Here is a 14,715-nt window from a genome sequence, read left to right as displayed (position 1 = left end):
TACACGTCCGCCAGGCAGGCCGCGGCCGGGTACCTTAGGGTTTTCCCTGAATTATGGAGCATTGGGGTTTCCGGTAGCACTGAAGGCCCGTAGCAATCCTAATTTTGCTATCAATAATTCTATTTGATCACTATTCAATCGAACGACATTCACCGTAACGCCACTACAATCCGCCATCGGCTCGACGGAGCTTACGCCTATATTACCACACGGGCGTTAGGTAGGGCGGTGATTTTGGTTTGTACTAGGTAAGCACTGTTCAGAGCCGGGATGGCTTCATTTGTCCAACGCCTCAGACAGCCCTTGCCCTTAAACGCACATGAAACGCAGACAATTTGTAACGGCCTCATTGGCCGCTTCCGCCGCCCTGACCACCGCTCAGGCGAACCCGTTGACCGCCCCGATAGCCCCGGCCCGCAAACAGGTCTATGAACTCCGGGTCTATGAATTTCGCTTCAACCTCTCGCAGGCGGGCCTCAACAGTTACCTCACCGAGGGGCTGATTCCGGCCCTGAACCGGATGGGGGTGAAAAACGTGGGCGTCTTCACGGAGATGGGTAAGCCCGAACCGGCCAAAACGTATGTGCTCATTCCCTACGGGTCGTGGGAAGACTACGGCATGGCTGCCACCAAGCTCGCCGCCGACACCATTTACGGGCAGGTGAAAGCCAAATACGACGCCCTCGCGCCCGAAAAGGCCCCGTTTGTGCGCTACACGACTACGCTGCTCAACGCCTTCGACGGCCTGCCCACGCTGACGGTACCCAAGGCCGAAGGTCGGCTGTTTGAACTACGTACCTACGAAGGCTACTCGGAAGATGCCGTGCGGCGGAAGGTGAAGATGTTCAACGACGAGGAAATCAAGGTTTTCAACAAGACGGGCCTGCACCCGGTCTTTTTTGGCGAAGTGGTAGCCGGCGAGCACATGCCTTGCCTCACCTACATGCTCACGTTCAAAGACATGGCCGAACGCGACGCCAACTGGAAACAGTTCAGCGCCGATCCTGACTGGAAGCGCGTTTCGACCGCGCCCGAATACGCCAATACGGTGTCGTATATCCACCGGGTTTTTCTGGAACCGGCGGCCTCGTCGCAGATCTAACGGCATCCCTCAACTTACCTTCCTCTCTTTTTAATCCAGGCTGGCTCATGCACCTGACACTCTCGGCCCTGCGCCTTCGCTGCCTGTTGGGCGGTCTCTTTTTCGTGGCCCAAACCCAGGCTCAGTCCGTTTCTGAATCGATTCGGCTCAATCAGATCGGGTTCTATCCCAACGCGGCTAAGGTCGCCATTATCGTAGCCGGGTCAGACGCCGACGGCTCGGGGGCTCAACCGTTTCAGGTAACCACGCCCGACGGCAAGCAGGTGGTTTTCTCAGGTACGTTGAGTGAGGCCCGCAAAAATGCCATTTCGGGCAAACTGGCGCGCACGGCCGACTTTTCGGCCTTTAAGAAAGCAGGCACCTATGTTGTGAACGTACCTGGTCTGGGGCGCTCCTACCCCTTTTCGATTGCCGCCAACGTGCACCGTCCGGTCGCCGTGGGGGCCCTGAAAGGGTTTTATTATCAGCGCATGAGCACCGACCTGCCCGAACGCTTCGCCGGACAGTGGCACCGCCCCGCCGGGCACCCCGACGATCATGTGCTGATTCATCCTTCGGCGGCTACGGCCACGCGCCCGGCCGGTAGCACGATGGCTTCACCGCGCGGCTGGTACGACGCCGGTGATTACAACAAGTACATTGTCAATTCGGGCATCACGATGGGTACGTTGCTGTCTCTCTGCGAAGACTTCCCTGACTTCTGCCGCACGCTCAACACCAACATTCCCGAAAGCAGCAACCGCCTGCCCGACCTGCTCGACGAGTCGCTCTGGAACCTGCGCTGGATGCTCACCATGCAGGACCCCGCCGACGGTGGCGTGTACCACAAGCTGACGAACCCCAAGTTCGACGGGATGGTGATGCCCGACAAAGCTGGCTCGCCCGATCGGACGAGCGATCGTTACGCCATTCAGAAAACGATCACGGCAACACTCGATTTTGCGGCCGTAATGGCGCAGGCCAACCGGGTGCTCAAGCCCTACAACCGCGAGCTGCCGGGCTTGGCCGATTCGTGCCTGGCGGCAGCCACCAAAGCCTGGCAGTGGGCCAAACAGAACCCCAACGCGCTCTACGATCAGGAAGCGATGAACCGCGCTTTCGACCCCGACGTGACCACGGGAGCTTATGGCGACCGCAGTGCCAGCGACGAGTGGATCTGGGCCGCAGCGGAGCTTTACCTGACCACCAAAGACGAGGCCTATTACACCACTGTCGACCTTTTCCCCGATACCAAAACACAACTCCCATCGTGGGCGCAGGTACGTCCGTTGGCTTATTATTCGCTTGCCCGCCTGAGCAACCAACTGACGGCTCGCGGTCAGCAGGATCTGCCGAAGGTGAAAGCCCAGATTCTCCAACTGGCCGACGGCCTGCGGCAGGATGTGGCGAAACACGCCTTCCAGACGCCGATGGGTAAGGTAGCGAGCGACTACATCTGGGGTAGCAGCGCCGTGGCCGCTAATCAGGGGATTGCGCTCATTCAGGCCTACCGGCTCACCAACGACGCCACGTACCTGAACGCCGCTCTGGCCAATCTCGACTATTTGCTGGGCCGCAATGCCGTGGGCTACTCGTTCGTGACGGGCTTTGGCCACAAAACGCCCATGCACCCGCATCACCGCCCGTCGGTCGCCGACGGTATCGACGCACCCGTGCCGGGTCTGCTATCGGGAGGGACCAACGCCAACGCCGCCCGGCAGGACAAATGCCCAGGTTACACCACCACTGTGCCCGACGAGGTTTTCCTGGACGCTGACGGCTCGTATGCCTCCAACGAAATTGCCATCAACTGGAATGCGCCGCTGGTGTATCTGGCCGCCGCCGTCGAAGCCCTTCAGCAAAAAGCCACGCCCATTCCGGCGCAACCATAGCCTGAGCGGGCACTGTTGAGCCAGACACTCCCGCTTATCGTTGATCAATTCCTCCTTTCACCCATGAAAACTCGTTTTATCTGTTTCGTGCTCCTGCTGGTTAACCTGACCACCTACGGTCAGGTACGTATGGCCCGCATCTTCTCCGATCATGTGGTTTTGCAACGGCAACAGCCCATTCCAGTCTGGGGCTGGGCCAAACCCCGCGAGGCCGTGAAAGTGACGCTGGCGGGGCAGACGCAGCAAGCCAAAGCCGATGCCAACGGCAAATGGCTGGTGCGGTTTACGCCCCTCGAAGCAGGTGGGCCGCATACGCTGGTCGCTACGGCCAAATCGGGCAGTGCGCAGGCGACCGACGTGCTGATTGGCGAAGTATGGCTCTGCTCGGGACAGTCTAACATGGAATGGCCAGTACGGCAAGCCAACAATTTCGCGGCGGAAAAGAAGAACGCCAATTTCCCGACTATCCGGCATTTTCGGGTGGAGCATGAACTGGCGCTGACTCCGCAAACCGACCTGAAAACAGGCGAGTGGAAGGTGGCATCGTCGGAAACGGTGGGCGACTTTACGGCCGTTGGGTTCTTTTTTGCCCGCGAACTGGCCAAGAAACTGAACGTACCCATCGGGCTGATGCACTCGTCGTGGGGCGGGTCGCAGGTCGAGGGCTGGATCAGCAAAGAAGGCATGTTGAGCAACGACGAGCTGCGGCCCACCGTACAAAACCTGCCTACCAACTGGCCCGCTGCCGATAGTATCGTCGACCTGAAACTTCGCAAGCAGCTACAGGTGCCGGTGAACCTTACCCCCGCCGACGAAGCCAATTACCTCAAGCCCGACTATACCTTTGCGGGCTGGCGAAAAACCGACCCCATCGGGCAGTGGGAATGGAAAGACATGCGCGGGTTCACCGGGCGCGGGTACATGGCCCGGATCGTCGACATTCCCGACGAAATGGTCGGCACGCAGACCACACTGGCGCTGGCCGAAAACGACAGCCCGAATCAGCTGTATATCAACGGCAAACTCGTCGCCGAAGGCACGATGCAGGGCGTCCGGAAATTCACCATTCCGGCCAACACCTGGCAAGCGGGCCAAAACCGGATTGTGCTGAAGCTGGGCAACATGGTGAATCCCAACTGGTATGGACCGGGGCTGAAAGGCTCGGCCACCGACCTCTACGTGGAAGACGGGTTGCAGCGCATCAGTCTCGGTAGCGACTGGCTGATTATGCCCGCTTTCGCCGAAAAACACGAGTACAAGCGGTTCATGAACAACGTGGCCATCAGCCTGTACAACGCCATGATCGCGCCGCTGGAGCCGATGGCCATGCGCGGGGTGCTGTGGTATCAGGGCGAAACCAATGCCGGGCGGTCGTATCAGTACCGGCAGTCGTTTCCGCTGCTCATCAACGACTGGCGGCAGAAATTCGGGCAGACCATGTCGTTCTATTTCGCTCAACTGTCGAGCTATGGGCCTAGCCAGAGCAGCAATCAGGGGAGTGGCTGGGCCGAACTGCGCGAAGCCCAGACCATGACCCTCGGCCTGCCCAAAACCGGCATGGCCGTGATCACCGACATCGGTAACCCCAAAGACATTCACCCGACCAACAAGCAGGATGTGGGCCACCGGCTGGCGCTGAACGCCCTCAAACTCGACTACGGGCAGAATGTGAATTACAGCTCGCCGATGTACGACAAGATGACGGTTGACGGAAACAAAGCCATTGTGTGTTTCAGGCATGCCGACGTTGGCCTGACGGCGCACGACAAATACGGCTACCTCAAAGGCTTTGAAATTGCGGGCGACGACAAAGTGTTTTACTACGCACAGGCGACGATCAGCGGCAACACGGTGGTGGTATCGCACCCGAAGGTCGCCAAACCGGTATCAGTGCGCTACGCCTGGTCTGACTCACCCGACGAAGCCAACCTGTTCAGCACCGACGGCCTGCCTGCCAATCCGTTCCGTACCGACGACTGGCCCGGCGTCACGCTGAAAACCCGCTTCGAATAGCAGGGCTTCACTCACTTACTCACCGTTATCAACTCGTTATGTTTTCCAATGTCTTCTTTTCATCCATTTTAGCCTTTAGTCTGGTAACGGGGGTTGTTACAAGCTCTTCAACCATTGCCGGGCCCCGGCCGAAACTGATCGACGTCCACGCCACGAAAGAAACCAAAGCGCTGTACCACAACCTCGACAAGCTGTCGCGGAAACACGTTCTGTTTGGGCATCAGCACGCCACCGAATACGGCCACGGCTGGACGGGCGACGCCAACCGCTCCGACGTCAAATCGGTGAGCGGGTCGCACCCCGCCGTGATTGGGGTCGACTTCAGTGGCTTGTCGGGGCGACCGGCGGCAGCCATCGAGAAAACGAAAGCGGAGTTGCGGCGGCAGATTGCCGACACCTACGACCGGGGTGGCGTGACCACCGTGGCCTGGCATTTTTCCAACCCGGTAACGCCCCGAACGGGCTTTTACTGGACCGACTCGGTGTCGGCCCCGGCGGTAGCCAATCTGGTGCCGGGCGGCTCGCACCACGCGCAGTACAAAGCCATTCTCCGAACGGTAGCCGATCTGGCCAACACGACCAAAGGTAGTGATGGTAAGCTGGTGCCGATGCTGTTCAGGCCGTATCACGAGCTGGACGGCGGCTGGTTCTGGTGGGGCAAGCCGCATTGCTCGCGCGACGAGTTCACGAGCCTCTGGCGCTTCACGGTAACGTACCTGCGCGACAGCCTACAGGTGCACAACTTCATCTATACGTTTTCGCCCGACTGCCTCTACAAATCCGAAGCCGACTATACCGACCGTTACCCCGGCAACGAATGGGTCGATGTGGTGGGGGTCGACAACTACGCCGATTTTGGCCGAAATGGGCGTTACAACGTATCGGCGGGCATTGCCAAGCTCAAAATCATGGCTGATTTCGCCGCGAAAAACGGCAAACTGGCTGCCTTCACCGAAACCGGGCTGGAATCCATCCCCGACACAACCTGGTGGACTAACACGCTGCTGAAATCGCTGAAAGCCGAGAAGCTGAAACTAGCCTACGTGCTGGTGTGGCGTAATGATACGCGCAGCCCAACGCACTACTACGCCCCCTACCCCGGCCAGGCGAGCGTTCCCGATTTTATGCGGTTTTATCAGGACCCATACACCCTCTTTGAAACCGACCTGCCCAAGCTCTACCGGCGCAAACGACTGCTGTTCTTTTAGCAACGAAGGCAGGCTCCTTACAACGAAGGCATGTTGCCGACCCAGGGTTGTGCCTGTTCCAGCTGCCCCGCCACGCGGAACAGCAGTGCCTCGTTGCCCAGCGCCGCGGTGAACATAGACCCAATGGGCAAGCCATCGGCCGTCCAGTAAAGCGGCACCGACATCGACGGTTGGCCGGTCATGTTGGCGATGGGTGTAAACGGGATGTAGCCAAACGATTTTTCGGCCAGTTGGTCGATCTGCCGGCTGCCTTTCATGAACCGCAGCCCACCCACTTTATCAACCATCTTGAGCAACTGCGTTTCGGAGGCGCTATTTTGTAATTCGCCAATCGTGATGGGAGGGCGCGCCATCACGGGCGTCAGCAGCAGGTCGTAGGTTTCGTGGAGCTTGCCCATGACCCGGCTAAGCGCATTCCAGCGGTGGGTCTGGTAGGCAAAATCGGCCGCCGAATAGCCCTCGGCCAGCCGGGCCAACGCCCAGGTATTCAGCTCAACGTCGTCGCGGCGGGTGGGGCGTTTGAGGTAATCAGCCAGTTCACGCAGGGTCGCGCCCGTTTCGCCAATCACCATCGTCAGAAACAGTTCGCTCAGGGCGGTGTGGTCATACGGCAGGGCAATTTCGTCGACGGCATAACCCAGACTCTCCAGCAATTTAGCGGTATGCTGCACCGCCCGGATGCACTCGTCGTGGGTACGTTGCCCCGGAAACGGGTGCTGCGTCGTCATAGCGATTCGGAGCTTTCGAGAGGCCGACTCACCCGGTTCACGCCCCACCTGACTCAGAAACGAATCGGCGGGCCTGTCAAACGCATAAGGATCGCCAGCCGCCGGGCCAGCAATCACGTCCAGCAAGGCGGCACTGTCGCGCACCGTGCGGCTCACCACGTGACTCCGCACACAGCCCTGCCATAGCTCACCGAAACCGGGCCCCATGCTAGCCCTGCCGCGCGACGGCATCAGGCCAAACAGCCCGCAACACGAGGCCGGAATACGGATGCTCCCGCCCCCGTCTGACGCCGTTGCAGCCGGCACGATACCCGCCGCCACGGCCGCTGCCGAGCCACCACTGCTCCCCCCCGGCGAGTGCGTGGGCTTCCAGGGGTTACGGGCCGGGCCATACAGCGCCGATTCGGTGTAGGGCGTGAGGCCAAACTCAGGCGTATTCGTTTTCCCGAAAAACACCAGCCCAGCCTGTTTATAGCGCGATACGCTGTAGCTGTCGTGCGATGATACGTACCCGGCGTATGCCTTGCAGCCCATTTTCAGGGGCGTACCCGACCATTCCAGTTCCAGATCTTTCAGCAGAAACGGTACGCCCCGCAGCGGCCCTTCGTCGGGCAGTTGGTCGAGCATCCGGCGCCCCTGCTCATACAAAGGCGTCACGATGGCGTTCAGCGTGGGGTTAACGCGCTCAGCCTGTGCGATGGCCATATCGAGTAACTCGATGGGCGTGGCCTCGCCCCGCTGCACCAAATCGGCCAGCGCCAGAGCGTCGTGTTGCGTGTATTCGGATGGAGTCATGGCGATGAACCGCTATCAGGTGACCGGGATCGGGCGTTTTACAATCGGTTGTTATATACAATAGTAAAACGGAACCTCGATACTTGGTAGCGGTTCATACTTCCTTCTTAGCGCGGCAGAATCATATTGGCTACGGTTTTCCGGTCGGTACGGCCATCGGTGGGTCGCAGCCGGAAACTATACGTGTAGGTTTTGGCGGGCGAAAGCAGGAATTCAGGGTGGGTACGTGGTGTCCAGCTATCGTCGCCACCGAGGCCCATTTGCTGAAAGTCGATGTTGACCAGCGTGGTATTGCCCCGCTCTACGGTCTGGGCGTGGGGGTTCTTGGCCGCCAGCAACGCCGCATCGGTGTAATCGCGGGCGTTGATGTTTAGCCAGGCCATATTGCCGTTGATTGGCTCGGCCACGATCAGCAGGCCGGTGTTGCCGGTGGCGTCGGTCAGGTGCGCCCAGCGAACGTCTGTCTTATTGCCGTTTTCCTGCGCCATCGTGTACGGGAAAAACTGATCGGCCACTTTACCGGTGTAAACGCCCACAAACGCGGCGTCTTTCCGATCGGCGTAGCTTTCAAAGGGACCGCGGCCATACCAGGTCAGGGTATTCAGCGCGGCGGGCAAGGCCAGTTGCATCCCTACACGCCCCAGCGACGGTAGCGCGGCAGCGGTGGCACTCTTGGGCTGCGTCAGGCTGCCCGGCGAATAGGTCGTCGTCACCAGCACATCGCCTGTGCCGTAGACCAGATACTCGGTGCTTTGCCGGATACTGCTACCTTTCAGTACCGATTCGCTGGTACAGGTTATTCTGACCCGCTGCCCGTTACCCAGTTTTTCAACCACCATATCGACCGGCGAAAATGTGGGCCGATCCAGCCCGACGCGCCGCCAGTGGGCCGCAAAGGACTTATCCCCGCCCCCTTCGTCGTTGTCGGTAGGTACGCGGAAGAACGACGGGCGCAGCAGGCCACTACCGCCGTTGTTAGGGTCGAGCAGCAGGTCTTTGTCTTTAAATAGCCACCGGCTGATGCCACCCGCCGCCTTGTTGAACAAGAGCATGAAATTATCGCCCCGCAGTTCGACGGCTGTGTTGGTTTGCGTTACCTTCAGCAGTGGAATCCGGGCTACGCCAATCACCGGCGGCATCACCACGTCGGTCTGAATGGGAAACTGTTCGGCCGCCACCTCATGCCCGGCAGCAGCCCAGGGCGTCGCTTCTTTCAGTTGCAGACTCAGCACCAGAAAATACTCGCTGCCGGGCTCCTGCGTCGACGGTATACTGTACGGAACGGTAACCTGAATGGTTTGGCCGGGCCGGGCCGTCAGCGTTGGCACGGTGCCCTGCTGCACGACGTCGCCGTTGCGAACCAGTTTGCAAATCAGCTTGAGGTTGTCGAGGCTCTGGAAATCGTAGGTGTTCTTGATGTTCACCTTTGTCTGCGTGGCCGATAGCGGCGCGGGCAACATGAATTTGACGTAGCTGTAGGCCCGTTTTACCTCGTTTAGTTCGGGTTGTGGTGTCCGGTCGGGGTTTACCAGCCCGTCGCAGGCGTTGGCGCCATCGATGTAGTTGATGTGGTCAATGTACGACTGGCCTTTCTTGTCGCGCAGGTATAGGCCCTGATCGACCCAGTCCCAGATGAAGCCGCCCTGCATGCGCGGGTATTTGTCGATGGCGGCCCAATAGTCTTTCAGGTTACCCACGCTGTTGCCCATGGCGTGCGCGTATTCGCAGACGATGACGGGGCGCGTCGGGTCTTTTTCCATCAGCCGGATCATATCATCGACCGACGGGTACATGGTGGTGATAATATCAAAACTGCTGAGCGACGTAGCGATGTAGGGTTTACGGCCTTCGTAGTGAATAGGGCGGGTTGGGTCGACCAGTTTGATGATGTTGGCCATGTCCTGAAAATTCTGCCCCATGCTGGTTTCGTTGCCCAGCGACCAAATGATGATCGACGGGTGGTTTTTGTCGCGCTCCACCATCGCGCGGCCCCGCGCCACAAAGGCATCGCGCCATTCGGGCCGTTCGGCAATCTCGTAGCCTTTGTACCACAGGTCGTGGCTTTCGACATTGGCCTCGTCAATCACATATAACCCGTATTCATCGCAGAGGTCATACCATTCGGTCACGTTCGGGTAATGGCTCGTCCGGACGGCGTTGATGTTGTACTGCTTCATCAGCTTGATATCGCGAATCATGCTTTCGCGGCTGATAACGCGCCCGGTTTCGGGGTCAAACTCGTGCCGGTTTACCCCTTTGAACGTAACAGGCTGCCCGTTAACGAGCAATTGACCGTTGCGCATTTCCATTTCGCGGAAACCGACTCGTTGGCTGATCACCTCCTGCACCTGCCCGTCGTTGGTAATCAACTGAATCGTTAGGGTGTAAAGGTTGGGCACCTCGGCCGACCAGAGCAACGGGTTGGTCACGTAACGGCTCAGGCGCAGGACTTTCTCCTGATCGGACCCTACGGCGTTTTCAGACAGCAGCGTTTCGGTGAAAACGGGTTGTTTTTGAGGATCGTAGAGCGTCGTTTTCAGCCGGTAAACGGGCATCAGTTGCCCAACCAGGTTCCGAACGTAAGTGGTCAATTTCAGCGTCCCGTTGCGGTAAGTGGGGTCTTCCAGATCGGTCGTGATCTGCACGTCGCGTAGGTGCAGGCGCGGGCGGCTTACCAACGTGACGTCGCGAAAAATGCCCGCCAGCCGCCAGAAGTCCTGATCTTCGAGGTAGCTGGCATCCGACCAGTTGATCACCTCGACCGCCAGCACGTTTTCGCCGGGCTGCAAGGCCTCGGTAATCCTGAACTCGGCGGGCGTCATGCTGTCTTCGTGGTAGCCAACGTACCGGCCATTTAGAAATACCCGGCAGGTCGACTGCACTCCGGCAAAGTGCAGGTACGTTTCGCGATTGCTCCAGTCGGCAGGGACTTTAAATCGCGTCCGGTAGAGACCTACCGCGTTGGTATCAGCCCGGATCAGTGGGGGTTCGGCCGGAAACGGATGTTTGATATTGGTAAAAATCGGCCGGTCGTAAGGCCGCCCTTCTCGGGCGCCCACCACCTGCCAGTTGGACGGCACGGGCATATTATCCCAGCCCACATCGTTCGTCGACGGCGCACTGAAATCGGCGGGAACCAGCTTGGGATGCTTCAGCCATTTGAACTTCCAGACTCCGTTAAGGGACTGAGTCAGGGTCGAGGCCGTACGTTTGTCGTCCAGTGCCTGGGCTTCGGTCGCGTAGGGCCAGAAGGTAGCGTGATGCGGTTCGGTATACTGACTACTGATCTTGGGATTCTCGTAGAACGGAACGTCAGTCGACTGGGCAACGGCCGTTTCAAGAAATACGAATGAAAGAGCTGCCTTACAGACAAGTGAGTAGATATACGGTATGCGCATTCGGCGAGGCTAAGTTTCCACAAAGTAACAAAGCCGTAAGATAGCAGCCAAAGGATTAGAATCGTGCAAAAACTGCCCATTTGGAAGCATCAGACAGACCCGAGGGCCGGGCTTACGACTTGAGTAGTGGTAAACCCGGCCCCCTGGCCTGTTGCGTATGTATACGGACAAATCCTGACCGGTTAGCTGTTCGAATCGCTTCCCGACCGGCTGCTGCTGTTTCCAGAATGGCCACTGCCACCGCGTTCGTCGGCCAGCTCGGTTTTGGTTTTACCACCCGGTGTTTGCTGGCGCCCCTGGGGCGTGTGGTCATCTTCTTCGCTTTGCTTGCTTTTATGCACTCCACGCGACGTTTTGCCTTGTTTTTCGTCGGGCAGGTTGGTGTTTAGTTCGTGTTTTTTGGTATCGTCGGCAGTCTCGCGGACAGTCGGCTGGGTTGTTTGCTTGCTCATAACAGTTGATCGTTTATGTAGTAGCAACACCCGCTACGCTCCGTTGTTTACCTTTGTCGACTATCTGGCTGGCGGATTTACTATGCACACCAATTATTATTTTCTGCGCCAACTGGCTCCTGCCCTGGCTACCCGGCTGGAGGGTCTCTACCTGATGGAATGCTTCAGTCAGGATCGCGACGAAGTCGTGCTGGCCTTTGCGCAGGCGCGGGGCAAGGCCAATTATTACAAACCGTTCTTCATCAAAGCCACACTCCGCCCCGACTTTTCGGGCCTGCTCTTTGCCGACGACGTGCGCCGCGCCCGCACCAACAGCGTCGATTTGTTTGACGACCTTACCGGCAACGACAGTGGCGAAGACCCCGATCGCCCCGGGATGGAACAGCCGGGCAAAGCCGTATTGGGGGTACGTTCCTTCCTGAACGAGCGGTGTCTGGGCATCGAACTGGCCGATGGCTACACGCTGGTTTTTAAATTTTTCGGCAACCGGCCCAACCTGCTCATTTTCCGCGACAACGACGTCGTCGACCTGTTCAATCAGAAACTGGCTGCCGATCAGACCCTGCGGCTCGACGGACTAGACCGACCTATCGACCAGTCGGAAGCGGCGTTCGAGGCGGCCGGTCGCGACTACCGAAAGCTGTTTCCAACCTTTGGCAAGCTCGTCAGAACGTACCTGGAGCAACGTACCCAGGAAACCGGTACGGGCATCACCTGGCCGCTCCTGCAATCGGTGGTTCAGCTATTGGAAAACCCCACGTATCGGCTCGTGACGTTTGAGCACCGGCCGACTCTGGCTCTGGTGCCCATTGGCGAAACCCGCCCCCGCCCTGGCGGGGCAGGCTCCATCTACGACGACCCGATGGAAGCGGCCAATGGCTTTTTCATCTCGTTCAACGGGCAAAACGTGGTGGAGCGGGAGCGCGCCGAGGTGCTGCGGCTTCTCGACAAACGGCTCAAACGAGCCCAGACGTTGCTCGACGCGAATCTGCAACGGCTCATCAGCCGCGATGAAGGACCAAGTCACGATGAGTTGGGCAATCTGCTGATGGCCAATCTGCACAACGTACCTACGCTGCCCGGTGGGCGCTCGCCTGAGACGATCACAGTCGAGGATTTTTACCGCGACAATCGCCCCGTTACGATTCGTCTCAAACCCGATCTGTCGCCGCAGCGCAACGCAGAAGGGTATTACCGGAAAGCCAAAAACGAGAAAATCGAGGCTGAGCATTTGCAGCAGCAGATCGACGGGCGCGAGGCCGAACTGACGGAACTAGCCGCGCACCGGGCGGCCATCGAGCCCATTCAGTCGCTCAAGGAATTGCGGCGCTACGTAAAACAGCACACCCTGCTGACCGACAACGCGACCTCCACCGATCCGGCGGAGTTGTTTAAAGAGGTGCAGGTGGAAGGGTTCACCATCCGGATTGGGCGCAATGCCAAAAACAACGATTTGCTGACACAACGCTACACGTACAAGGAAGACCTGTGGCTCCATGCCCGTGACGTGAGCGGATCGCACGTGGTGATCAAGTATCGGGCCGGTAAATCGTTTCCCAAAACGGTGATAGAGCGGGCCGCCGAACTGGCCGCCTGGTATTCTAAACGCCGCACCGACAGCCTGTGCCCGGTGATCGTTACCCCCAAGAAATTCGTCCGCAAGCCTAAAGGCCTCGCCGAAGGGCAGGTCGTAGTCGACAAAGAAGATGTCGTGCTGGTCGTGCCGAGGGGCTAATTAATGAATAATGGACAATGCACGATGTACAATGGGACTACCGCAAGACTATGCATCTGGTAGTCCCATTGTGCATCGTACATTATTCATTGTGCATTAATTATTCTTCACGATGCAGCTTTCCATGCCCTCCCAGGTTTTATCCCACGAGTGTTCGCTCAAAAACTGATCGATAGCGGCCCAGTTGGTTGGGTGCGCTTTGTTGAGGGCTTTTTCAATGGCCGTGTCGAATGCGTCGACGGTCGCTGCGATCTGCACAAAATCAGGTTCTCCGTAGGTACGTACCACGTCGCGAATGGGCGTCGATACCACAGGCAATCCCGCCGCCAGGTATTCGGGTGTTTTGGTCGGGCTGATGTAGCGCGTCGATGCGTTGAGCGCAAAAGGCAACATCGCTACGTCCCATCCCCCAAAATAAGTGGGCAGTTCTTTGTAGTTCTTCATGCCCAGGTAATGGATATTATCATTCTTGGGCAGCGTAGCCGGGTCGATTTTTACGATCGGGCCCAGCAACACAAATTGCCATTCGGGGCGCCGGTTGGCCAGTTCGCGCAGCAACTGCACGTCGAACCGCTCGTCGATTACCCCCGAGAACCCAATACGCGGATGCGGGATATGCGCCTGATCGGTCGGGTCGGCCTGCGCCGAGTCGGTGTCGCGTTGGCGGGCTTTCGCAAAGTGAGCGAAATCGATACTGCTCGGGAAAGCATGGGCGTGGTCGTGGCGCGTCCGTTTGGCTTCGTAGAGGCTGTAGCCCCCCGTAAACACCTGATCGGCGCGGGTCATCAGCTTCGCTTCCATATCGATTAGTTCGCGTGGCGCACCCAGAAACGCCGACAACTCATCCATGCAGTCGTAGACGGTGTAGGTCGGTGTCAGGTGATCGCTGAAATCCAGCGCCATCGGCGTGTAGTACCAGGCTACGTATTCGGCAATGCGCTCCGACTCGATCAACTGATCGACCGTCCGGCGCAGGTAGGCCAATACCTCCTGATGCGGCGTTCCGTGCGGAATGTGAGGCACTATCACTTTAAGGCGCTCGTCTTCCTGCCGCACTTCAACGCGCAGTTCATTTCCCCAGATCGGTTCTTCCAGAAAATAGACGTTCATCTGCCGACTGGCGCGGCTCATCAAATGCTGAGGCCGCTGGTAAACGAAATTCCAGCGCAGATGCGAAAAGCAGATCAGGCTCTCGGGCGACGAGGCTGGTGCTTTGGTTGAGGCGGCGGGCAGTATGCTTTTGGGCGAGTGGTTCTCGGAAACAGACGCCGTTGACGACAGTTCACTGGATGTTACATCATTCGATGATGACGAAGGGAAATCACTGACTTTCATGTAGGGGTACCAATAAAGATGGCTAATAAGAGGTCAACCTATTGCAGACAGGCACAAACAGGCTTCGATCAAAGCAAG

Annotated in this window: 9 protein-coding genes; 5 read left to right on the top strand and 4 right to left on the bottom strand. The window is 58.4% G+C overall.

Going from position 1 to position 14,715, the window contains the following annotated elements:
- Positions 1-319 precede the first annotated feature (319 nt).
- The 4 genes from ACAW74_RS25110 to ACAW74_RS25095 all read left to right on the top strand — a co-directional run bounded on the left by ACAW74_RS25110 (position 320) and on the right by ACAW74_RS25095 (position 6,194).
- Positions 320-1,102 (top strand): NIPSNAP family protein, encoded by a 783-nt coding sequence (locus ACAW74_RS25110; RefSeq protein ID WP_370701014.1) that lies wholly within the window; start codon positions 320-322, stop codon positions 1,100-1,102.
- A 47-nt stretch (positions 1,103-1,149) separates the two neighbouring features.
- The gene (locus ACAW74_RS25105; RefSeq protein WP_370701013.1) at positions 1,150-2,973 is read left to right on the top strand and encodes a glycoside hydrolase family 9 protein; all 1,824 of its coding nucleotides are present in this window, start codon (positions 1,150-1,152) and stop codon (positions 2,971-2,973) included.
- 63 nt (positions 2,974-3,036) lie between these two features.
- Positions 3,037-4,986 carry a sialate O-acetylesterase gene (locus ACAW74_RS25100; protein WP_370701012.1) on the top strand — a complete coding sequence of 650 codons (1,950 nt, stop codon included), beginning with the start codon at positions 3,037-3,039 and terminating at the stop codon, positions 4,984-4,986.
- A 38-nt stretch (positions 4,987-5,024) separates the two neighbouring features.
- Positions 5,025-6,194 (top strand): glycoside hydrolase family 26 protein, encoded by a 1,170-nt coding sequence (locus tag ACAW74_RS25095; RefSeq protein ID WP_370701011.1) that lies wholly within the window; start codon positions 5,025-5,027, stop codon positions 6,192-6,194.
- Positions 6,195-6,211: 17 nt separating this feature from the next.
- On the opposite strand, the gene ACAW74_RS25090 is transcribed toward ACAW74_RS25095, so the two are convergent.
- The 3 genes from ACAW74_RS25090 to ACAW74_RS25080 all read right to left on the bottom strand — a co-directional run bounded on the left by ACAW74_RS25090 (position 6,212) and on the right by ACAW74_RS25080 (position 11,567).
- Entirely contained in the window at positions 6,212-7,717 is a 1,506-nt protein-coding gene (locus ACAW74_RS25090) for an amidase (protein WP_370701010.1), read from the bottom strand.
- Positions 7,718-7,824: 107 nt separating this feature from the next.
- A complete protein-coding gene (lacZ, locus tag ACAW74_RS25085; RefSeq protein WP_370701009.1) occupies positions 7,825-11,115 on the bottom strand; it encodes a beta-galactosidase, LacZ type in 3,291 nt (1,096 codons plus the stop codon).
- 182 nt (positions 11,116-11,297) lie between these two features.
- Entirely contained in the window at positions 11,298-11,567 is a 270-nt protein-coding gene (locus tag ACAW74_RS25080) for a hypothetical protein (RefSeq protein ID WP_370701008.1), read from the bottom strand.
- 43 nt (positions 11,568-11,610) lie between these two features.
- On the opposite strand from ACAW74_RS25080, the gene ACAW74_RS25075 reads away from it, so the two are divergent.
- Complete coding sequence (locus ACAW74_RS25075) at positions 11,611-13,302, top strand: NFACT RNA binding domain-containing protein (RefSeq protein ID WP_370701007.1); 1,692 nt, start codon at positions 11,611-11,613, stop codon at positions 13,300-13,302.
- A 96-nt stretch (positions 13,303-13,398) separates the two neighbouring features.
- Here ACAW74_RS25075 and ACAW74_RS25070 read toward each other — a convergent pair whose 3' ends face one another.
- Positions 13,399-14,637: a glycosyltransferase family 1 protein gene (locus ACAW74_RS25070; protein WP_370701006.1), complete on the bottom strand. Its 1,239-nt coding sequence runs from the start codon at positions 14,635-14,637 to the stop codon at positions 13,399-13,401.
- Positions 14,638-14,715 lie beyond the last annotated feature (78 nt).

It is taken from the genome of Fibrella musci (assembly GCF_041321105.1).
In the GTDB taxonomy this organism is placed as follows: domain Bacteria; phylum Bacteroidota; class Bacteroidia; order Cytophagales; family Spirosomataceae; genus Fibrella; species Fibrella musci.
The sequence above is the reverse complement of the archived record's forward strand: the minus strand, read 5'-3'. Positions and strand labels throughout refer to the sequence as shown.